Genomic DNA, 19,009 nt, shown 5'->3' on the forward strand with positions numbered 1-19,009 from the left:
TACTTAGAGTTAATTAAAATAGTAACGATAATAAATATTTAATTTTCTGGGCTGAATGAATCACCCTCCAGTGGTCATTTGTTGAATCTGATTGCCCGCCTCCAGCGCCGTCATCATCATGCCGGCGATGGTCAACAGGATGAATCCGCCCACCATCACCACCAGCGCATTGCGCATGATGGCCGAGCGCTCGCCTATCGCCTCGGCGATCTCCTCAATCGTGCCAAGCCCTATCTTGCGGATGCCGTCTTCGAAATTGCTGCGCTCGGAATATTCCGACAAGCGGTCGAAAATCTCCTCGGAGAACAACCCGGTATCCATCGCTTTCAAAATGCTGCGATTGGCGGTCAGCGAAATCCGGATGCGCGCCAAATGCCAGCGCATCCATGGCGTGGCGCCGCGCTCCAGCAACATCACCGCGTCGAACACCGCGGTATTGGCTTGCGACAGCGCCGCAAGCGACACCAGAAACTCGCTGGCCTTCAAATCCCGATACACGGAGTACGGCAGGTGGCGATCCAGCCGATTGCGCAGCGAGCCGGTCCAGCGCGGCAGCGACCAGAAGTAGGCGAAACCCAGCAATACCGGCAAGCCGTAGATCAGAAACCAGAAATCGCGTATCGCCGCCGACAGGTAGTACAGCACCTTGCCAATGAATGGAAAGCGCTCGGCGGGCATGATCTGCTCCATGATGGGCATCATGCCGATGGCCACCCCCAGCTGCACCCCGCTCATCAGAATCAGCAGGAAAATCGGCAACGCCACCGCCATCTTGATGGCCTTGGCGTTGCCCTCCCTGATTTTCACCACCCTGGCCAGGAAGCGCAGCGCCTCCGGCAGATCGCCGCGCTCGCCGGAACCGATCACCATCAGATCGTCCGCCGGAACCGTTCCCTCCCAGGTGCCGCGTAGATTCATCGACGCCGCCCGCTGGCGCCAATAGGCGAACAAGGGCGCCATCGGATTGCCGCGTTCGCGCGCCAGCGCGTATTTGTGGGAAAACAACTCATAGGGATTGGCGCCGTCTTCGATCGAGTCCGCCAGATCGCCGTAGAACTTGGCGCGCAGCTTCAGAAACTTCCGCCGCGCCTTGGCCAGGCCGGCGTATTTCGACTCGTCCGCGGGAGCGATGCCGAAAAACCGTTTCAGCAAATCCAGCATGACTGGCTCCTCCTCGCCTCGCCCGGCCCTGCTCCGCGAAACCGGCTCATGCGCATTCCGTTTTCTCCGCCGGCGTCAGCGGGCGGTACTTCTTGAGTTTGCGGAACGCCGACTCCACATCGCGAGGGTCCAGCAGACCCAGCGACATCTTGTAAAGCGCATGCTCCATCGCGGTCTTTCCCAGCATCGTCGAATCGTCCAGGCGGCCGTTGCTCAGGGCGCGCCAGCGCCTCTCCGCCTCCCAGAACCGTCCTTCCCGGATCAGCGGCAACATTTCCTCGGTCACTTCGCACACCTCGGCGACCACGGTCTGTCCCATGCTGCCCAGGTGCCGGCACTCGGGACACCCCGCCCCCTCCACCCTCACCGCCGCGATATCGATGCCCAGATCGGCGATGGTGCGCAGATATGGCTCATCCAGGCAGCTTGCCGCCGGCTGGCTGCATGCCGGGCACAGCACCGGAACCAGCTTTTGATAAACCAGCGCGGTCAGGAAATCCGGCGCCGCCAGCGCGTGGATCGGCATGCCGACCTCGTCGTCGCTCAGGCGCGGAATGATGCCGAACGCGCTGGCGGCGTGGACGGTGGACAATACCTGATGGCCGGTCTGGGTCATGGCCTTGGCGAACGAGCCGGTTTCCACGTCGCGGATCTCGCCGCCCATCACCTTGTCCGGATCGCCGCGCAGCAAAACCTTGGAGGCCGCGCCGAAGGCGGTCTCGCTGCCATCCTTGCGGCTGTCCTCCGCCTTGCGCTGGATGGGGATTTGCGTCACATGCGGCTGGATATATTCGACCGGATCCTCGATGGAGAAAAACTTCTTGCCGGAATGGCGCTCGTAAGTCATCAACGTGCGCAAGGTGGTGGTTTTGCCCGAGCCGGTCTCGCCGGCGATGATGGTCAGTCCGGGCGAACGGAACACCGCGTCCTCCAGCGCCTCGACCTGGTCCGGCGAATAACCCAGTTCGGCCAGGCTCATGATGTCCTTCTCCACCGCCTCGTTCAGCAGTATCCGCAGGACAATGTCGACGCCGCGGTTTTCCCGGATGCTCTGGAAGCGCAACTGGTAGTTGCGCCCCTGGATAGCCAGGCTGATGGAGCAGCTCTGATGCTTGTTTTCATCGAAATGGTTGTGGCTGCGGCTGCTGGAATCGGCGCGGGAATTGTAGGCGGTGGAAACCGCGTCCATCATCGCGTTGAAATCGCGCAGCAATTTATCCTTGGGATCGCTGTCCCTCAACTTGCCGTGGATGCGATAACGCACCTGGACCAGGCCGCTGTCGCGAAACTCGAAATGGATGTCCGTGGCGCGCAGATCGATCGCCTTCTCAATCACCATGTCGAAATTCCGATAGCCGCCGGTCTTGGCGTCCCCTCCCCTCAGCCCGGTTTCCATCCCATGCTGCTGCAGCTGGGAGTGAACCAGCAGGATCTCCTCCATGCTGCCGACAAAGATGCCGAGACAAGCGAAACGGGTCCGGCCGCGCACCCCGGCGTCGAAGCGCTGCAGCAGATCGCTGTGCCGCAACTGGCGATACGCCGCATCCTCCAGCAGCAGGATGTATTGCTTCGCCTTGGCCGCGACCAGCACCATCGCGTCGTTCTCATGGCCGGGCAATATCAGTTCGCTCTCCTGCCGCCATCCCTGATGCCGGATAGCCTCCAGCTTTAGCTGGGCGATCGGGCTCGCCGGCATGGCTCTCGCCCCTCTCGACGCATTCCGGGCATGCGCCCTGCGCTCCGCGCCCTCATCCCGCCGCGGCGCTCCAGTCAACCATTTCCATACTTCCACGATCCGCTCCTTCCCGCGTTCAGCGCGGCTCCGAGATCGCCGCGCCGGCATCCATCAGCAAACGCGTCCGCTTCCCTCGGCGCGACATGTCGACATAGTCTTCGCCCACCGCCGCGATCTTCCACTCCTGCAACATGTCGCCGGCCTGGACTGCCCGGCCGTACTTGCCGCCCACCACGATATAGGCCTTGCGCACCTTGCCCCGGCTCTGGATGAACATCAGATCGAACGGCTGCGCCGCAGCCTCCCCCCCCGGTCCTGGCAATGCCGGCGCCGCTCCCGCTGCGGGCAGCGGCGGCATGCCGCCGCTCGACGACAGCGCCCCTCTGGCGAAACTGTCTACGGTTTCCGCCGCCGCGGGCAAAGCCAGCGCCAACCCGGCGAGCGCCAGCCATTTCAGCGGATTAGCGGACATAGAACGTCCCCTTTGCCGAAAACGCGGGATTCTTGTCATCTATCGTCACTGCGAGTTGATCTATCGTCATGTTGTTGGCTTTCTCCATCAGGCCCGGCAAGGAATCCAGAAACGCCAGATGGCCTTGCAGCATCCAGTTCCCCTTGCCCAGCGGCCGAATCTGGCTTGCCCGGCTCTTTAGCTCCGGCGGCACCGGCACCAGGGGCTCTATCTTGTTCAAGGCCACCTGCAGCCGGCTTTCGCCCGAGAAGGATTTTCCGTAGTCATCCAGCATCTGCATCCGCACGCCAGCCTTCAGATAGAACTGCGAGGCTTCCATCGCCTCAATCGCGGGGGCGCCGGCCGGCGGAGCGAAATCCAGGCTCTCCTCCGCGGTGTTCATGTCCTGAAAACGGACATTGCGGCGCTGCGCAAGCAAGGTTTCGAACGTGCCCCCGATCCCGCGCAGCCAAGCCAGCGCGCAAACACCGTTCTGGCAAGACATGCGACTGAGCCGCCATCCGCCCGCCGACAACGGCAATTGCTGGACAACGGCCTGCATCGCCCGGGCATACCCCACTCCATGTCGCAGCGGAAGTCCCTGCCAGGCTTTTTCCATCTGGCCGCGATAGATCGCCACCGGATCTGGGCTGGCCGCCTGCAGCATCGCCAGGCTCGCCTGCCGTTCGCGCTCTTGCTCCTGGGTCCACCACCAGGCGCCGCAGCCCATGCCCGCCAGGGCCAGCAACAACAGAGCGACCGCCCAGCGGCCGCCGCCAGGCAGGGGCCGGAAGCGTGAAGCCGCCTTATCCTCATCGGACAGCGCGCTGACGATATGCTCGAGATCGAGCAGCCTGGTCGCCACCAACGGACCTTCGGACACATCGCCCAGTATGGTGACCCCGGTCCCGACCTCCTGGATGAACTGCCTGGCCGCGGCGATGGCCTCGTCGCGGGAAACCACGCGGTCATGTGTCGGCTTGCCCTCATGTATGGCGATGAAAATCAGGCTTTCCGCATCCTCCGGATCGGTATGCAGGAAGAGAATGTTGTCATCGTCCGACATTTCCCGGAGCAGGCCGGCCAGAGCGAAATACGCCGTTTTGCGCACATTGCCGGGCAAATCGGCCAAACCCGCCACATGCGGACCCAGCTGATTGCGCAGAACCAGGAACTGCTTGGTCCCACGACGAGAGGATAGTTCGCGGATCTCGTCCGCTTCCTTGCTCAGCCCAAGCAGCGCTTCCCACTGGACCTCGACGACCAGATTGCCGAACAGCAGCCGGGACACCTCACACGCCCTCGGTCAATTGCGGCGAGATGACCACAATGACTTCCTCATCGCTCTGCGAGGCGGTCTTCGTGCCGCCCTCGTACGCAATCACCCCCTTGCGCCGCGTATTGTTCCTGGCCTGGCGGAACCCGCTCAGGATCAGCGTCTGTCCAGACTTCAGCGCCGCGCGCTGCATCGTCTGCACCGACGAGGTATTCGGCGTCTGGATCAGGTTGTCTCCGGACTTGACCTCATCGATCCCCATCAGCTCGGACAGATCGATCTGAACCTGCAGCATGACGCTGCTGTTGTTCAACAAGGTCGGCAGCAAATTCATGACGAAGCCGGTCGAGATCAGGCCCGGCTCCAGCCCGACGCTGGGCGCGGAACCGTTGGTGCCGGGCGTGCTGGTCACCCGGGCCAGATAGCCGCGGTTGCTGGTGACCGCCACCGGCGCCGGCTGATTATTAAGCGTGACGACATTGGTATTGACCACCGTGCTGACGCGTCCTTGCTGGCTCAGCGCCTGCAACAGGATTTTCGATCCCTTGAACTGCCCGGAATCCATCGTGATGCCGAACACGCCTTGGCTAGTATCCGAATTGCCCGCCATCCGGAACGAGCTGCCCCAGCCGCTTTGCGCGGCGCGATACACCAGATCCCAATCGATGCCGGCCGCCGAATCGCGGGTCAGGCGGATCGAAAACACTTGCACCGACAAGCTGACTTGCCGTCCCAGCACCGCGTTTTCTCCATCGACGTAACGGCTCACGCGCTCAATGACGTCGGCCGAATCGGTCACCGTGATGGAGCTGGTCATCTCGGACGACACCGCCCGCCCAAGCGGCGACAGCATGCTGTTGACCGTATCGCTGAGCCGGTCCCAGTATTTCATTTCCGAATTCATGCTGACCGACGAGTCCGAGCCGAAATTCAGGCTGGAACCGCCAGCGGAGCCGCCCCCGCCAGTGCTGCTCTGAGAACTCTTGCCCACCTTGGCCACATAGCTGGACGTGCCCGGCATGGTCTTGATCTGAAAAGTCCTGGTAAGCAAGCGAGAGAATTTGACCGCCCCGCCGCGGTAAACCCAGTAGGTGCCGGTACGATTGGCCACGGCATCCAGCAAGCCGCGCAGGCTGCCGCTGTAATTCACTTGCGCCCTGGGCTCTCCATCGCCGCCAGTCGCGGCGGGCAGCGGCAATCCGCCCAAACCCGGCTGCAGCGCCGGCATCGCGGCCGCCGGCGGCGCGGCGCCGGTCTGCTTCGCCGCCCCGGCGCTGAAAATATCGCGCGCCAGACGGATGACGACGCCCTGCTCCTTGGCGATCTGCTCAAGCAGCAGCGACAGCGGCAATGCCCTGCCGGATGCGAAGCTGGCCGGCTCCTCGAAGCGGGCCGGCAACGCGTCCGCCTCATCCATCACGACCGAGCGATGGGCAAGCCAGGCCCCGCCATTCCGCTCCACCAGTTCCGCCGCCGGATACGCCAACTCCGCGCCGGCCTTGCGCGATGCGTCCTGCACGTCGCCGATGCGCTCATCCGTGCTCTGCAACAGGCCCGGCGTGCCGCAGCCGGCCGCCATGACCGAGCAGCACGCGACAACAAGCATATTCCTCATACATCCCCTCATCGTGCGGCTTGAAGCACGCGAATGACCTTGTTCGCTTCGTAGACCTTGACCCGAACCGGCGAGTCCGTGTTCTGCAGCGACCTGGCCACCTGCTCGATCACATCGAGAAAAGAGCCGCTGAAAGTCGCGGGATAGTCGATCGGAAAATCGCGATCCAACTCCCAGGCAAGAACCCAGCCATTGATCTTGGCGAAGTCGCGCAGCGCGGCGGAAACTCTGCCCGCCCCAGGCTGCAAGCGCAGCACGACGCGACTGGCGGCGGCTCCTTCGACTGCCGTTGCCGTCGTTGCGGGCGGCATTGCCGTCGTTATGGGCGGCGGCGACACGGACGGCGCCGCTACGGGCACCGTCATTGGCACCGTCATTGGCGCTGGCATTGGCGCCGCTGGCGGTGCCGCCACGGCCGGCGGAAGCGACGGCGCCTTGATCTCGGCTCCGCCGGCCAAACCCGCGCCAGGAGGCTGCAAACCGGTATCGCCGCCCAAGTACAGAAATCCAGCGCGCGCCTGGACCGCGTGCATCAGAACAAACGTCGTCAGCAATAATTTCTTCTTCACAGCCGAACCCTAATAGTTCACTTTAGTGAATATTATATCAAACATTTTATAGATGCCAGTCAAATAAGATCATGCGCAGATCAACACAATCCGAATTCCAAGCGGCGATCCTCTCGGTCGCCAATGGAGTAGCCTATCAATTTTTTGTTTGATATAGTTACTATTTTATCAAATAAATTTTAGAAAATGAAAATACCTCCATGGCTGGCGCTGCTCACAGCCGCCCTCAGCGCCTGCGCCCCGCCCCCATACAATCGGCCGGGCGGCTCCTCCGAACTGGCAACCGTGACCAAAGCCACGGATGCGGTTAAAGACGGCCGCCAGGCGATGCCGCGCGCCGCGACGAATCCGGCCGAGGATCTCAGACAGGCGTACTCCGCCGACTACACCGGCTCGCCGCGCGAGATCGCCCGAGACCTCGCCGACGCCATTGGCTGGCGCTTCGAAGAACGCGGCGCCGCCGACAATACCGCCATCGTGCGCATCAAAAGCGCGTCGCAACCAGCGCTGACGGTGCTGCAAGCCATAGGAGACCAGTTTCCCTACGTACTGGTGGTGGACACCAAAACCAGAACCATCGCGCTCGACTACACGCGAATGATCATCGGCTCGCCGGCCGCCGCCAAGGCGCCAGACAAGCCCCCCTCGCAGAAATACGCGATGGACGGCGGGATCTTCGCCAAACGCGCCTTGGCCGCGCGCGTAGCCGCCGCCTACAAAACCAAGGGATTTGACAGCCAGATCCAGGATGTCGGCAGAAAATTCCAGGTTAAAATCGGCCCCTTCCTCGACGACGGCGCCGGAGAGCGCAAGGTTCGGGAAGCCCTGGGACCGCTGCGGCGCCTGCCATGAATCCCCAGACACGCCGATTCCGCCCCCCTCCCCGGCAATGGGCTTTCGTTCTTGCGCTATTGCCGGCCCTCTCCTGCCAGGCGGCTCCCGCCGACCGCGCCGCGGAACACTTCGACATCCAACGCACCGCCAATTGCGCGCTGGACGCCTCCCGCCGCTTCAGCGTGCCCTACCTGCTGCTGATGGCGCTGAAAGTGAAGGAGTCCGGCGTTCAATTCAGCAACCCCTACATCACCGGCCGCAACCGCAACGGCAGCAGCGACATCAGCTACTGGCAGATCAACGACAACTGGCTGCCCAAGCTGGCGCGCTACAACATCGACCGCGCCCGGCTGTACGATCCCTGCGTCAATGTCCAGGTCGCCGCCTGGCTGCTTTCCTCCGAGGTGAGGCGCACCGGCAGTTGGGAAGCCGGCATCGGCGCCTATCACAGCCCCACGCCAAGCAAGGCCCAACCGTACGCGGCCCACGTCTTGAGAATCTGGGCGGAACTGCGACGCAACCATCCCGGGTGGAACTAGACAGAACAAGACTGATCGACAATGGATTAAATAGATTCAAAAGTTATATCCGCCATCATCGATATCTCCTTGTGGCAAGCGCCCGGCGGCATTAAGGTAAACGATCATGACAATCGCCTGCAGCCACCCGCCCACTCAACCGGAGCCAACGATGAAACTGGAAACCCTCGCCGTCCACGCCGGCTACAGCCCCGACCCCACCACCAAGGCGGTGGCGGTGCCGCTGTACCAGACCACCAGCTACGCCTTCGACAGCACCCAGCACGGCGCCGACCTGTTCGACCTCAAGGTGCAGGGCAATATCTACACCCGCATCATGAATCCCACCACCGACGTGCTGGAAAAGCGGATCGCGGCGCTGGAAGGCGGCATAGGCGCGCTGGCGGTGGCGTCCGGCATGGCGGCGGTCAGCTATTCGATCCAGACCATCGCCGAATCCGGCGACAACATCATCGCCACCCGCACCCTGTACGGCGGCACCTACAACCTGTTCGCCCACACCTTCCCGCAGCTAGGCATCGAAGTCCGCTTCGTCGATTACAAGGACCCTGCCGCAATCGCCGCGCTGGTGGACGAGCGCACCAAGGCCGTATTCTGCGAGTCGATAGGCAACCCGCTGGGCAATGTGGTGGACTTCGCCGCCTTCGCCGCCGAAGCCCATCGCCACGGCCTGCCGCTGATCGTCGACAACACCGTGCCCTCGCCCTATCTGTGCCGGCCGTTCGAGCACGGCGCCGACATCGTGGTCCACAGCCTGACCAAATACCTGGGCGGCCACGGCAACAGCATAGGCGGCGCCATCGTCGATTCCGGCAAGTTTCCATGGGGACAACACAAGGCGCGCTTCAAACGGCTGAACGAGCCGGACGTCAGCTACCACGGCGTCAACTACGTGGAAGCGCTGGGCGAGGCCGCCTACATCGCCCGCGCCCGCGTGGTGCCGCTGCGCAATATGGGCGCGGCGCTGTCGCCGTTCAACGCCTTCCTGATCCTGCAGGGCATAGAAACGCTGGCGCTGCGGATGGACCGCATCTGCGACAACGCATTGAAAGCGGCGAGCTTCCTGAAGGAGAGCGCCGCGGTGGAGTGGGTGGAGTACGCCGGTCTGCCGGACCATCCCAGCAAGCCGCTGGCCGACCGCTACCTGGGCGGCCGCGCCTCGGGCATTCTGTCCTTCGGCATCAAGGGCGGCGCTGCGGCCGGCGGCCGCTTCATCGACGCGCTGCAGCTGGTGACCCGGCTGGTCAATATCGGCGACGCCAAATCGCTGGCCTGCCACCCGGCCACCACCACCCACCGCCAGCTGTCGCCGGAGGAACAGCTGCAGGCCGGCGTGCGGCCGGAGCTGGTGCGGCTGTCGATCGGCATCGAGCACATCGACGACATCCTGGCCGATATCGGCCAGGCGCTGAAGGCCGCGGCGCAGTAAGCGCGCCGCCAAATGCATCCGGGCCGCGATCGCGGCCCGGATTCACTGACTCAAACCAGCGGACTCAACCCGCCTTGGCCACAGGCCGGACGCGCTGGCCGGCTCTGGCCGACGGCGGGCCCGGCTGGCGCTCGTTCTGCGGCTGGCTGGCCGCCGGCGCGGCGGGCGCGGACGGAGCCGGCGGGTTCATCTTCGACAGCCAGGGCAAGGCGCTCAGGTTGCCGTTGATGTCGGTTTTGGCGCTCTTGCAGCTCAGGCAGACCGGCTTGCCGTCGCGCTGCTTCAACGCGTTGTCCACCCGCTGGCCGAACAAGGCCTGCTGGTGCTGGCGCTGCCAGGCCAGCAGCGTGTCCGCCAGGTACGGCAGCGAGGGATCGCTCTGCCGGTAGTGGTTGCGGTAGACGGTCAGCCACAGCTGGCCGGCCTCGTCCTCGCTCAAGATGATGGTCTGGTAGGCGACGGTGACCGCGTCGCCGCGGCTGACGGTGCCGGCCAGCTCCAGCGCGTCGTTGTTGCGCAGCCGGACACAGCCGTGGCTGCGGAAACCCGGCACCGAGCCCGGCGCGTTGGTGCCGTGGAAGCCCAGGCCCAGGCTGTTCTCGCCGAAGCGCACGAAGACCGGGCCCAGCGGATTGTTGGGCCCCGGCGGCACCACGGTCTGCACTTCCTTGCCGTTGCGCCGCATCTCTTCCTGGATGGACTTGGGCACGTGCCAGCTAGGCGCGCGGTAGATGCCGGTGATGTCGAAGCTGCCGGTCGGAGTCTGGGTCAGCATCTTGCCCACCGCCACCGGGAAGATCCGCGCCAGCTTGCCGTCCTGGTACAGGAATAGCCGCGCCTGCGGCAGATTCAGCACCAGGTGGCGGCCTATGGGATTGACCGCGACATCCGGCGCGGGCATCACCGCCGCTTGTACGGGAACAGCCAGCCACCATCCCAGCGCCAGCACCGACAACCGCTTCAACATACCGCACCTTCTGTAACCATGATTCACACTGCTGATTCTAACAGAAAGGCGGCTAATTCCGAGATCGTAAAAAAACCAGCAAGAATCGCCGGTTTTTGAGAAAATCCGCGTTTTACCGTTTGATTTTGCAAGCAAGACGATGACGCACGCACAGACTATTGCCCTGGTCGAATCGCTGGACCACGAAGGCCGGGGGGTCGCCCACGTTGACGGCAAGACCATCTTCATCGATGGCGCGCTGCCGTACGAAAAAGTTGTCTACAGCAGCTACCGCAAGAAGCCCAGCTACGAAAACGCCAACACCTCCGCGGTGCTGAAGGAAAGCTTCATGCGCGCCGAGCCGCGCTGCCCGCACTTCGGCGTCTGCGGCGGCTGTTCGATGCAACACGTGGAGTTCACCGCCCAGGTGGCGATCAAGCAGCGCGTGCTGGAAGACAATCTCAAGCGCATCGGCAAGGTCAAGGCGGAACGCGTGCTCACCCCCATCGCAGGTCCGGCCTGGCACTATCGCCATCGCGCCCGCATGTCCGCCCGCATGGTAGCCAAGAAGGGCGGCGTGCTGGTGGGCTTCCATGAGAAAAGCTCCAGCTACATCGCCGAGATGCGCGAGTGCCACATCCTGCCCAAGCACATCTCCGACCTGATCATGCCGCTGCGCGCGATGATCGCCACGCTGTCCATCAGCCAGCGCATGCCGCAGGTGGAAGTGGCCGTCGGCGACAAGCTGGACATCCTGGTGTTCCGCAATATGGACGCCATCACCGACGCCGACTTCGCCATCCTCAAGGCGTTTTCCGACACGCACGGCGCCGCCGAGCGCCCGCTGCAGATCTGGCTGCAGCCCAAGGGCCCGGAGACCTGCTACCCGATCTACCCGCTGGACGCGCCCAAGCTGACCTACAGCATGCCGGAGTTCGCGGTGGAGATGCCCTATTACCCCACCGAATTCACCCAGGTGAACCCGCAAATCAACGCGGTGATGGTGGCCCGCGCGCTGAAGTTCCTGGACCCGCAGCCGGGCGAGCGCATCGCCGACATGTTCTGCGGCATCGGCAACTTCACGCTGCCCATCGCCCGCTCCGGCGCGATCGTGCACGGCATGGAGGGCAGCCAGCCGCTGGTGAAGCGCGCGGTGGAGAACGCCACGCATAACCAGCTGCAGGACAAGGTGAGCTATGAGATGGCCAACCTGTTCGAAGTGACCGAGGAGTCGTTCGCGGCGCTGGGAAAATTCGACAAGATGCTGGTGGACCCGCCGCGCGACGGCGCGGTGCAGCTGCTGAAGGCCATCACCGAGGACACCGCGCCCAAGCGCATCGTCTACGTGTCCTGTAACCCGGCCACGCTGGCGCGCGACGCCGGCATCCTGGTCAACACCAAGGGTTACACGCTGAAGGCGGCCGGCATCATCAACATGTTCCCGCACACCGCGCACGTCGAGTCCGTGGCCTGGTTCGAAAAAACCAGCCCGTGCAAGACGCGCAAGGAAGTCGAGGAGATCGAGGCGATAGAGGCCGCCGAACGCGAGGCCGCCAAGGCGGCGCGCCTGGCGGAAGAAAACGCGGAGAAGGAAAAGAAAGCCGCCGAGCTGGCGGAGAAAGCCGCCGCCAAGGAAGCCCGCCGCGCGCATTATTTCGCCGAACAAGCCCGCCGCGAGGCGGAGGAAGCCCAATCGGGTCAATAGACATGAAAAGCGGCCCGTCCCAGGCCTGCGCCGGGGCGGGCCGCTTCTCTTTATCTAAAGACAGATTGTTTGATCTAAAGACAAGTATTATTCTCTGCTTCAGCGCATTGTGCTCACGCCGATGGCATCCGCCCCAAGCGCATGCCCCCCGGCGCGGCGCTGACCGCATTTTATAAAAACCGGCATACGGCCCGCGGCATCAGGCGGGACCGGAACCATGCTCGATACCTGCCTCGGCAGGGGGAACCCACAAAGCGACATTCATCATGCATATCGTCCAATTCATCATCGGCCTGATCGTGGTACTGGCCCTCACCCAGCTGGTCGCCCGCGACCGCAAGAACATCAAGATCCGCTCCGTGATCCAGCTGCTGGTCATCGAGATCGCCCTGGCGTTCTTCCTGCTCAACACTACCTACGGCCTCGCCATCGTCGGCAGCATTTCCGGCGTGTTCACCAAGCTGATGGACTTCGCCGGCGAAGGCACCAAGTTCGCCTTCGGCGGCATCCAGAACAAGGATGAATTCAGCTTCTTCCTCAACGTGCTGATGCCCATCGTGTTCATCTCGGTGCTGATCGGCATCCTGCAGCACATCCGCGTGCTGCCGGTGGTGATCCGCGCGATCGGCTTCGTGCTGTCCAAGATCAGCGGCATGGGCAAGATCGAGTCGTTCAACGCCATCAGCTCGATGATGGTCGGCCAGTCCGAAAACTTCATCGCCTACAAGAACATCATCCACACCTTCGACGAGAAGCGCATGTACACGCTGGCCGCCACTGCGATGTCCACCGTGTCGATGTCCATCGTCGGCTCCTACATGCAGATGATCGAGCCGCGCTTCGTGGTGACCGCGCTGGTGCTCAACCTGTTCAGCACCTTTGTCGTGCTGTCGCTGATCAATCCCTACGACAGCGCGCTGGGCGAGGACGAGCTGATCAGCAGCGACGCGCACCGCGTGTCCTTCTTCGAGATGCTGGGCGAGTACATCCTGACCGGCTTCAAGATCGCCGTGATCGTGGCCGCCATGCTGGTCGGCTTCATCGCGCTGATCGCCTGCGTGAACTTCATCTTCACCGCCATCTTCGGCATCAACTTCCAGACCATCCTGGGCTACGTGTTCTGGCCGTTCGCCTGGCTGATGGGCGTGCCTAGCCACGAGGCACTGACCGCCAGCAGCATCATGGCCACCAAGCTGGTGACCAACGAGTTCGTCGCCATGCTGGAACTGAAGAATCAAGCCGCCCACCTGTCCAGCTACACCCGCGGCGTGCTGTCCATCTTCCTGGTGTCCTTCGCCAACTTCAGCTCGATCGGCATCATCGCCGGCGCGGTGAAGGGCCTGGACGAAGAGCGCGGCAACATGGTGTCCCGCTTCGGCCTGAAGCTGGTCTACGGCTCCTCGCTGGTGAGCATCCTGTCGGCGCTGATCGCCGGCCTGGTGCTGGCTTCCTACTAAGCCCCGCCTGCCCCGCCAAACCGCCCGCCCCTGCGCGGGCGGTTTTGTTTTGCCCCGCCCTGCCCCATAATGGCCGCCTGACCTACTAGAAGAATCCGCCATGTCGCACAAGCCGCTCAGCGAACAAGATTATCAACGCCTGTCCTCCACCCTCGCCCGCTTCGCCGGCCACGGCTGCATGAGCCTGGAGCGGCTGGACGGCTTCTTCGCCGCGCTGCTCGCCGGCCCGGAGGCCATCCGCCCGGCCGAGTGCCTGCCGCTGATCCTGGGCGACGCTTTCGACGACGAATCGGCCTTCACCAGCGAAAAAGCGCTGGAACAGTTCGTGGCGCTGCTGCGCGGACACTGGCAAGACATCGCCGAAGCGCTGAAGCAGGGAGAATTCCAGCCGTGGCTGGATGCCGACGCGGCCGGCCAGACCACCGGCAACGACTGGGCCGAAGGCTTCGCCGCCGGCATGGAGCTGCTGAACGACGATTGGGGCCTGCTGTTCGACTCCCCCGACAACGCCCCGCTGCTCGAGCCGATCATGATCCTGGGCTTCGAACGCCATCCCGACCCGGACATGCGCCCCTTCGTCGACGCCATCGACGCCGAGACCCGGGCAGAACTGCTGGCGTCGCTCTCCCCCTCCGTGCATGGCATCCATGACTTCTTCGCCGCCATCCGCCGCCAGCTGGAGCAGGAAGAGCAAGAGCTGGATCAAGAAGAGCCGCGCCGCCCGCGCTGAACGATCCGGTAAACCGGACAGCTGGCTTGCGCGTTAAGAAGCGGTCATTCTTCCAAAACGGGCGCGGCGAATCCGCCGCCCGTTTCTTACGCGTCCGATCCAAGGGGGAGCCATGAACGCGACCGAAGCCTTGCTGTTTGCCGTGATCCAGGGCATCAGCGAATTATTTCCCGTCAGCAGCCTGGGCCACGGCGTGCTGATACCCGACTGGCTGCATTGGTCGATCAACCGCACCCATCCCGACTTCCTGCCCTTCATGGTGATGCTGCACCTGGGCACCGCCGCGGCGCTGCTGATCTACTTCCGCCGCGACTGGATAGACCTGATCGGCGGCTGGCTGAAAGCCGGCGGCCGCGCCAGCAATCCGCACGCGCGCCTGATGTGGCTGGTGATCGCCGGCACCATACCGGCCGGCCTGCTGGGCCTGCTGCTGGAGAAACAGTTGCGCGCGCTGTTCACCAGCGCCACCGCGGTGCTGGTTTTCCTGGCGCTGAACGGCCTGATGCTGCTGTGGGGCGACCGTCTGAAAAAGAAGACCGCCTCGCACGAGCTGTCAGAGCTGAGCTTCGCCGGCGCGATCAAGATCGGCGCCGGCCAGGCGCTGGCGCTGCTGCCGGGCTTCTCCCGCTCCGGCGCCACGCTGGTGGCCGGCCTGGCACATGGCCTGGATTACGCCTCCTCCGCCCGCTTTTCCTTTCTGCTGGCCACGCCCATCATCACCGCGGCGGGCGTGCTGGAAATTCCCAAACTGGCCCATCACGGCAGCAACGCCCCGCAATGGGGACTGCTGCTGGCCTGCGGCGCCGTTTCGGGACTGTGCGCCTATGCCAGCACCTGGTTTCTGATGCGCTACTTCAAAAAAACCGAAATCGAGTCGCTGCGCCCCTTCGGCTTTTACTGCCTGCTGGTCGGCCTTGTCGGTTTACTGGTGAAACTCGTATAAATGCGCTGGACTTGGCCATGCCTTGATATAAAATGGCATGTGACCAGTAATTCTACTTATTGAAATACAGACGGCGCTCCGCAAAGGGCGCCATCTGCATTTGGAATGCTGGCCCGGGGCATCAAGACCCCGTCAAATAATATTTATTGGAAGAATGAGTGTTTTGGAAGATCGTAAAAACGAGCGCCTGCCCAGCGACCTGGCCAGGCGCGCCACTGCCATCATCGAGATGCCGGACGGCGTGCTGGTCACCGCCAGCCGCGGCGGCCGTTACAACCTCCCTGGCGGCAAGGCCAATCGCGGCGAACTGCGCTCCCAGGCGCTGATTCGCGAAATCCGCGAGGAAACCGGCCTTCGCATCAACTCCATGCTGTACCTGTTCGACCACATCACCCCGTTCAACGCCCACAAGGTCTACCTGTGCATCGCCCAGGGACAACCCAAGCCGCAGAACGAGATCGAGCGCATCGCGCTGGTGTCGTCGCCGGATACCGATATGGATTTGTTCGTCGAAGGACGAGCCATCCTGCGCCGTTACGCCAGGCTGCGCAACGAGGAAACCGCCAAAGGAGAGGCGCTGCGCGCGCTGCTGGGCCTGGCCCGCTACATCGCCAAAGTAGACTGAGGGATTCAATCCTCAAAACAAAAAGGACACGCGTGCGCGTGTCCTTTTTTTCTTGCCCGCCATGCGGCTTATTTTTTCACCGCCGACGCGGCATCGCTGGCGGCGCCCTGCTTCTGCATCATCTCCACCATTTCCTGAGGCAGCTCCACCCAGCCTGCGGTCTTGGCGAACGACAACGTGGCCGCCAGCAACAGCAGCGACAAAGGCGCGAACAGCACCACGCCGGCCAGGGTGCGCATCACGGACACCTGCGCCACCTTGGACAGCGCGTTGACCAGCACCACCAGGCCAAGCAGCGACAGTAGGATGTCGATCACCTTGGCGGCATCCCCCGGCAGCCAGCTGGTCAGCGGCTCCACGAATTGCAGGCCGCTGGCCACCACCACCAGGCCGAACAGCGAGCCGCTGACTTCGCCCTTGCCCCAACGCAGCCAGACGCCCATGAAGCGGGCGAACATCAGGGTCTGCAGCCAGGTGAACAGCACCATGAAGCCGATGCGGCCGGCGATATTGCCGCCCAGCTCGGCGGTATCGCCGCTGGAAACCGCGCCCATCAGCGTCAGCAGCAGCGCCGGCTGCCACCAGGCGTACTGGTAGGCGGCCAGCGGCTTGACCCGCAGGCGCAGCAAATCAAGCACATCGTCGATCAACAGGCGCATGGCATCCTCAGTCGAAAACCACGGTCTTGTTGCTGTACGACAGCACGCGGTTGTCCAGATGCCAGCGCACGGCGCGGGACAGCACCACTTTCTCCAAGTCGCGCCCCTTCTCTACCAGATCCTCCACCGTGTCGCGGTGCGAGATGCGGGTGACTTCCTGCTCAATGATCGGGCCCTCGTCCAGATCTTCGGTCACATAGTGGCTGGTGGCACCGATCAGCTTCACGCCGCGCGCGAAGGCGCGGTGATAGGGCTTGGCGCCGTCGAAGGCCGGCAGGAAGCTGTGGTGGATATTGATCACGCGGTCCGGATAGCGCTCGACGAAGCCGCTGGACAGGATCTGCATGTAGCGCGCCAGCACGATGAAATCGACGCCCGCCTCTTCCAGCAAGCGGAACTGCTCGGCTTCGGCCTCGGCCTTGTTGTCCTTGGTGACCTTGATCACATGGAAAGGAATGCCGTTGAACTCCACCAGGCGGCGGCAGGTTTCGTGATTGGAGATCACCAGCGGGATGTCGCAATCCAGCTCGCCGATGCGCCAACGGTGCATCAGATCCACCAGGCAGTGCTCGTACTGGGACACGAAGATGGCCATCCGCGGCTTGCGCGCCGACAGCGACACCTTCCAGTTCATGCCGTGCTCGTCGGCGATGGGCTGGAACGCGGCGGCGAAGCTGTCCATCGGCAGCGTAAAGCCGTCCAGATCCCACTGCACCCGCATCAGGAACAGGTTTTCGCTGGTGTCCTGATGCTGGTCCGCATGCATGATGTTGGCGTTGTAGGTCATCAGGAAATTGGCGATGGCCGCTACCAGGCCCTTCTTGTCCGGCGCGCTGATCAACAGCGTCGCCGAGTGCTTGTCGTGACTCATGAAGCAAATCCGTAAATTAGTTTTATATGATACTAAATCTGATACTAAAACAGCCAAGCGCGGCTGTCTGCACATTCGAACGCCGCCATGACGCAGGCAAGCCGGCATTCCCGAAAACAAAATCGCCACAGCCCGGCGCTGCGGCGGCTGTGGCGAGCTGGCTTGCGGCCGCCGCTCGGGCGGCGTTCGGCTCAGGCGTTCAGATTGGCGGAGTCCAGCGTGTTCTGCAACAGCGTCGCCACCGTCATCGGCCCCACGCCGCCAGGCACCGGGGTGATGAAGCCCGCCCGCTCGCGCGCGGCGTCGAATTCCACGTCGCCGCACAGCTTGCCGGTATCCAGCCGGTTGATGCCCACGTCGATCACCACCGCGCCCGGCTTGATCCACTCGCCCTTGACGAAGTTGGGAATGCCGACGCCGGCCACCAGGATGTCCGCTCCGGCCACTTCCTCCGCCAGATTCTGCGTCGCGCTGTGGCAGACGGTGACGGTGGCGCGCGCCAGCAGCATTTCCAGCGCCTGCGGACGACCTACGATATTGGACGCGCCGACGATCACCGCCTTCTTGCCCTTGGGATCGATGCCGTACTCTTCCAGCAGCGTCATCACGCCGCGCGGCGTGCACGGCCGCAGCAGCGGCATTTTGATCGCCAGGCGGCCTACATTATACGGATGGAAGCCATCCACGTCCTTTTTCGGATCGATGCGCTCGATCACCGCCTGCGGATCGATCTGCGCCGGCAGCGGCAATTGCACCAATATGCCGTCCACGCCGTCATCGGCGTTCAAACCATCGATGATTTCCAGCAATTGCTGCTGGCTGGTGGTTGCCGGCAGGTCATAAGCGACGGAGCGAATGCCCGCCTTTTCGCAGGCTTTTTTCTTGCTGCCCACATAAACAGCGGAAGCCGGATTATCGCCGACCAGGACAACGGCCAGCGCCGGCGCCCGCTTGCCCTGAAGCAGACGCTCGCCCACGCCCGCGCGCACTTTCTCCAGCAACTTCTCCGCTACCGCCTTGCCATCGATCAATTGTGCCGACATGCCTGATTCCCATATTGATGCAGATAAATAACGGCCGTTATTCTCGCATTAATTGCGCAGTGCAGTAAGAGCGGGCGACGGATTATTTTTCTTAAGATCAAGATAAATAAAGAAAAAAACGACGCCCAATTCCGAAGCCCCGAAAACACCCCGAAAACCCCCGAAAATATTTGCACAAAGCCGTTGACAGCCCCATGCCTCATCCGTATAGTTGCGGTCTCTGTTCGGGGCGTAGCGCAGCCTGGTAGCGCACCTGATTTGGGATCAGGGGGTCGCGAGTTCGAATCCCGCCGCCCCGACCAGACACAATGCCCGATAGAGCGCCCGTAGCTCAACCGGATAGAGCACCAGCCTTCTAAGCTGGGGGTTACAGGTTCGATTCCTGTCGGGCGCGCCAGTCGCTTAAGCGGCGGCAACAAAC

General features: G+C 63.0%; 18 protein-coding genes and 2 tRNA genes. 10 read left to right on the top strand and 10 right to left on the bottom strand.

What is annotated here, in order from left to right; genetic code table 11:
- Nucleotides 1–60: 60 nt before the first annotated feature.
- The 6 genes from ACX17K_RS05805 to ACX17K_RS05830 form a co-directional block, all read right to left on the bottom strand.
- Nucleotides 61–1,161, bottom strand: coding sequence for a type II secretion system F family protein (locus tag ACX17K_RS05805; protein WP_493774065.1), 1,101 nt, complete (start codon nucleotides 1,159–1,161; stop codon nucleotides 61–63).
- A 46-nt stretch (nucleotides 1,162–1,207) separates the two neighbouring features.
- Entirely contained in the window at nucleotides 1,208–2,857 is a 1,650-nt protein-coding gene (locus ACX17K_RS05810; protein WP_493774066.1) for a GspE/PulE family protein, read from the bottom strand.
- A 115-nt stretch (nucleotides 2,858–2,972) separates the two neighbouring features.
- A complete protein-coding gene (locus tag ACX17K_RS05815; RefSeq protein WP_493774067.1) occupies nucleotides 2,973–3,368 on the bottom strand; it encodes a hypothetical protein in 396 nt (131 codons plus the stop codon).
- Complete coding sequence (gene pilO2, locus ACX17K_RS05820) at nucleotides 3,358–4,638, bottom strand: type 4b pilus protein PilO2 (protein ID WP_493774068.1); 1,281 nt, start codon at nucleotides 4,636–4,638, stop codon at nucleotides 3,358–3,360. The genes ACX17K_RS05815 and pilO2 overlap by 11 nt, the downstream gene beginning before the upstream one ends.
- Before the next feature lies 1 nt (nucleotide 4,639).
- Nucleotides 4,640–6,229, bottom strand: a complete 1,590-nt coding sequence (gene pilN, locus ACX17K_RS05825; protein WP_493774069.1) for a PilN family type IVB pilus formation outer membrane protein — start codon at nucleotides 6,227–6,229, stop codon at nucleotides 4,640–4,642.
- A 17-nt stretch (nucleotides 6,230–6,246) separates the two neighbouring features.
- Nucleotides 6,247–6,807, bottom strand: a complete 561-nt coding sequence (locus ACX17K_RS05830) for a toxin co-regulated pilus biosynthesis Q family protein (RefSeq protein ID WP_493774070.1) — start codon at nucleotides 6,805–6,807, stop codon at nucleotides 6,247–6,249.
- Nucleotides 6,808–7,092: 285 nt separating this feature from the next.
- Between ACX17K_RS05830 and ACX17K_RS05835 the strand changes: the two genes are divergently transcribed.
- From ACX17K_RS05835 to ACX17K_RS05845, 3 genes are all read left to right on the top strand, one after another.
- Complete coding sequence (locus tag ACX17K_RS05835; RefSeq protein ID WP_493774071.1) at nucleotides 7,093–7,659, top strand: hypothetical protein; 567 nt, start codon at nucleotides 7,093–7,095, stop codon at nucleotides 7,657–7,659.
- Nucleotides 7,656–8,180, top strand: a complete 525-nt coding sequence (locus ACX17K_RS05840) for a lytic transglycosylase domain-containing protein (RefSeq protein ID WP_493774072.1) — start codon at nucleotides 7,656–7,658, stop codon at nucleotides 8,178–8,180. Before ACX17K_RS05835 ends, ACX17K_RS05840 begins: the two co-directional genes overlap by 4 nt.
- A gap of 151 nt (nucleotides 8,181–8,331) precedes the next feature.
- Nucleotides 8,332–9,609 carry an O-acetylhomoserine aminocarboxypropyltransferase/cysteine synthase family protein gene (locus ACX17K_RS05845; protein ID WP_046155906.1) on the top strand — a complete coding sequence of 426 codons (1,278 nt, stop codon included), beginning with the start codon at nucleotides 8,332–8,334 and terminating at the stop codon, nucleotides 9,607–9,609.
- A gap of 64 nt (nucleotides 9,610–9,673) precedes the next feature.
- Here ACX17K_RS05845 and ACX17K_RS05850 read toward each other — a convergent pair whose 3' ends face one another.
- Nucleotides 9,674–10,576, bottom strand: a complete 903-nt coding sequence (locus tag ACX17K_RS05850) for a L,D-transpeptidase (protein WP_493774073.1) — start codon at nucleotides 10,574–10,576, stop codon at nucleotides 9,674–9,676.
- Nucleotides 10,577–10,715: 139 nt separating this feature from the next.
- On the opposite strand from ACX17K_RS05850, the gene rlmD reads away from it, so the two are divergent.
- The 5 genes from rlmD (at nucleotide 10,716) to ACX17K_RS05875 (ending at nucleotide 16,015) form a co-directional block, all read left to right on the top strand.
- Nucleotides 10,716–12,260, top strand: coding sequence for a 23S rRNA (uracil(1939)-C(5))-methyltransferase RlmD (rlmD, locus tag ACX17K_RS05855; RefSeq protein WP_493774074.1), 1,545 nt, complete (start codon nucleotides 10,716–10,718; stop codon nucleotides 12,258–12,260).
- A 266-nt stretch (nucleotides 12,261–12,526) separates the two neighbouring features.
- Nucleotides 12,527–13,717, top strand: a complete 1,191-nt coding sequence (locus ACX17K_RS05860) for a NupC/NupG family nucleoside CNT transporter (RefSeq protein WP_021475700.1) — start codon at nucleotides 12,527–12,529, stop codon at nucleotides 13,715–13,717.
- Nucleotides 13,718–13,817: 100 nt separating this feature from the next.
- Nucleotides 13,818–14,447 carry a YecA/YgfB family protein gene (locus tag ACX17K_RS05865; RefSeq protein ID WP_493774075.1) on the top strand — a complete coding sequence of 210 codons (630 nt, stop codon included), beginning with the start codon at nucleotides 13,818–13,820 and terminating at the stop codon, nucleotides 14,445–14,447.
- 112 nt (nucleotides 14,448–14,559) lie between these two features.
- The gene (locus ACX17K_RS05870) at nucleotides 14,560–15,390 is read left to right on the top strand and encodes an undecaprenyl-diphosphate phosphatase (protein ID WP_493774076.1); all 831 of its coding nucleotides are present in this window, start codon (nucleotides 14,560–14,562) and stop codon (nucleotides 15,388–15,390) included.
- Between the two features lie 154 nt (nucleotides 15,391–15,544).
- Complete coding sequence (locus ACX17K_RS05875; RefSeq protein ID WP_166440433.1) at nucleotides 15,545–16,015, top strand: NUDIX hydrolase; 471 nt, start codon at nucleotides 15,545–15,547, stop codon at nucleotides 16,013–16,015.
- Nucleotides 16,016–16,083: 68 nt separating this feature from the next.
- On the opposite strand, the gene ACX17K_RS05880 is transcribed toward ACX17K_RS05875, so the two are convergent.
- From ACX17K_RS05880 to folD, 3 genes are all read right to left on the bottom strand, one after another.
- Nucleotides 16,084–16,674 carry a hypothetical protein gene (locus ACX17K_RS05880; RefSeq protein WP_493774077.1) on the bottom strand — a complete coding sequence of 197 codons (591 nt, stop codon included), beginning with the start codon at nucleotides 16,672–16,674 and terminating at the stop codon, nucleotides 16,084–16,086.
- A 7-nt stretch (nucleotides 16,675–16,681) separates the two neighbouring features.
- Entirely contained in the window at nucleotides 16,682–17,545 is an 864-nt protein-coding gene (gene purU, locus ACX17K_RS05885; protein ID WP_021475696.1) for a formyltetrahydrofolate deformylase, read from the bottom strand.
- A gap of 191 nt (nucleotides 17,546–17,736) precedes the next feature.
- A complete protein-coding gene (gene folD, locus ACX17K_RS05890) occupies nucleotides 17,737–18,588 on the bottom strand; it encodes a bifunctional methylenetetrahydrofolate dehydrogenase/methenyltetrahydrofolate cyclohydrolase FolD (protein WP_493774078.1) in 852 nt (283 codons plus the stop codon).
- Between the two features lie 225 nt (nucleotides 18,589–18,813).
- Between folD and ACX17K_RS05895 the strand changes: the two genes are divergently transcribed.
- Both ACX17K_RS05895 and ACX17K_RS05900 read left to right on the top strand, forming a co-directional pair.
- Nucleotides 18,814–18,890: transfer RNA gene (locus tag ACX17K_RS05895), tRNA-Pro, on the top strand.
- Nucleotides 18,891–18,908: 18 nt separating this feature from the next.
- Nucleotides 18,909–18,985: transfer RNA gene (locus ACX17K_RS05900), tRNA-Arg, on the top strand.
- Nucleotides 18,986–19,009: the final 24 nt, after the last annotated feature.

The organism is Chromobacterium sp. INPA-IVC (assembly GCF_059047085.1).

Coding starts and splice junctions, on each gene's coding strand:
- ACX17K_RS05805 (WP_493774065.1), bottom strand. CDS start 1,161: ATGCTGGATTTGCTGAAACGGTTTTTCGGCATCGCTCCCGCGGACGAG.
- ACX17K_RS05810 (WP_493774066.1), bottom strand. CDS start 2,857: ATGCCGGCGAGCCCGATCGCCCAGCTAAAGCTGGAGGCTATCCGGCAT.
- ACX17K_RS05815 (WP_493774067.1), bottom strand. CDS start 3,368: ATGTCCGCTAATCCGCTGAAATGGCTGGCGCTCGCCGGGTTGGCGCTG.
- pilN (WP_493774069.1), bottom strand. CDS start 6,229: ATGCTTGTTGTCGCGTGCTGCTCGGTCATGGCGGCCGGCTGCGGCACG.
- ACX17K_RS05840 (WP_493774072.1), top strand. CDS start 7,656: ATGAATCCCCAGACACGCCGATTCCGCCCCCCTCCCCGGCAATGGGCT.
- ACX17K_RS05845 (WP_046155906.1), top strand. CDS start 8,332: ATGAAACTGGAAACCCTCGCCGTCCACGCCGGCTACAGCCCCGACCCC.
- ACX17K_RS05850 (WP_493774073.1), bottom strand. CDS start 10,576: ATGTTGAAGCGGTTGTCGGTGCTGGCGCTGGGATGGTGGCTGGCTGTT.
- rlmD (WP_493774074.1), top strand. CDS start 10,716: ATGACGCACGCACAGACTATTGCCCTGGTCGAATCGCTGGACCACGAA.
- ACX17K_RS05860 (WP_021475700.1), top strand. CDS start 12,527: ATGCATATCGTCCAATTCATCATCGGCCTGATCGTGGTACTGGCCCTC.
- ACX17K_RS05865 (WP_493774075.1), top strand. CDS start 13,818: ATGTCGCACAAGCCGCTCAGCGAACAAGATTATCAACGCCTGTCCTCC.
- ACX17K_RS05870 (WP_493774076.1), top strand. CDS start 14,560: ATGAACGCGACCGAAGCCTTGCTGTTTGCCGTGATCCAGGGCATCAGC.
- ACX17K_RS05875 (WP_166440433.1), top strand. CDS start 15,545: ATGAGTGTTTTGGAAGATCGTAAAAACGAGCGCCTGCCCAGCGACCTG.
- ACX17K_RS05880 (WP_493774077.1), bottom strand. CDS start 16,674: ATGCGCCTGTTGATCGACGATGTGCTTGATTTGCTGCGCCTGCGGGTC.
- purU (WP_021475696.1), bottom strand. CDS start 17,545: ATGAGTCACGACAAGCACTCGGCGACGCTGTTGATCAGCGCGCCGGAC.
- folD (WP_493774078.1), bottom strand. CDS start 18,588: ATGTCGGCACAATTGATCGATGGCAAGGCGGTAGCGGAGAAGTTGCTG.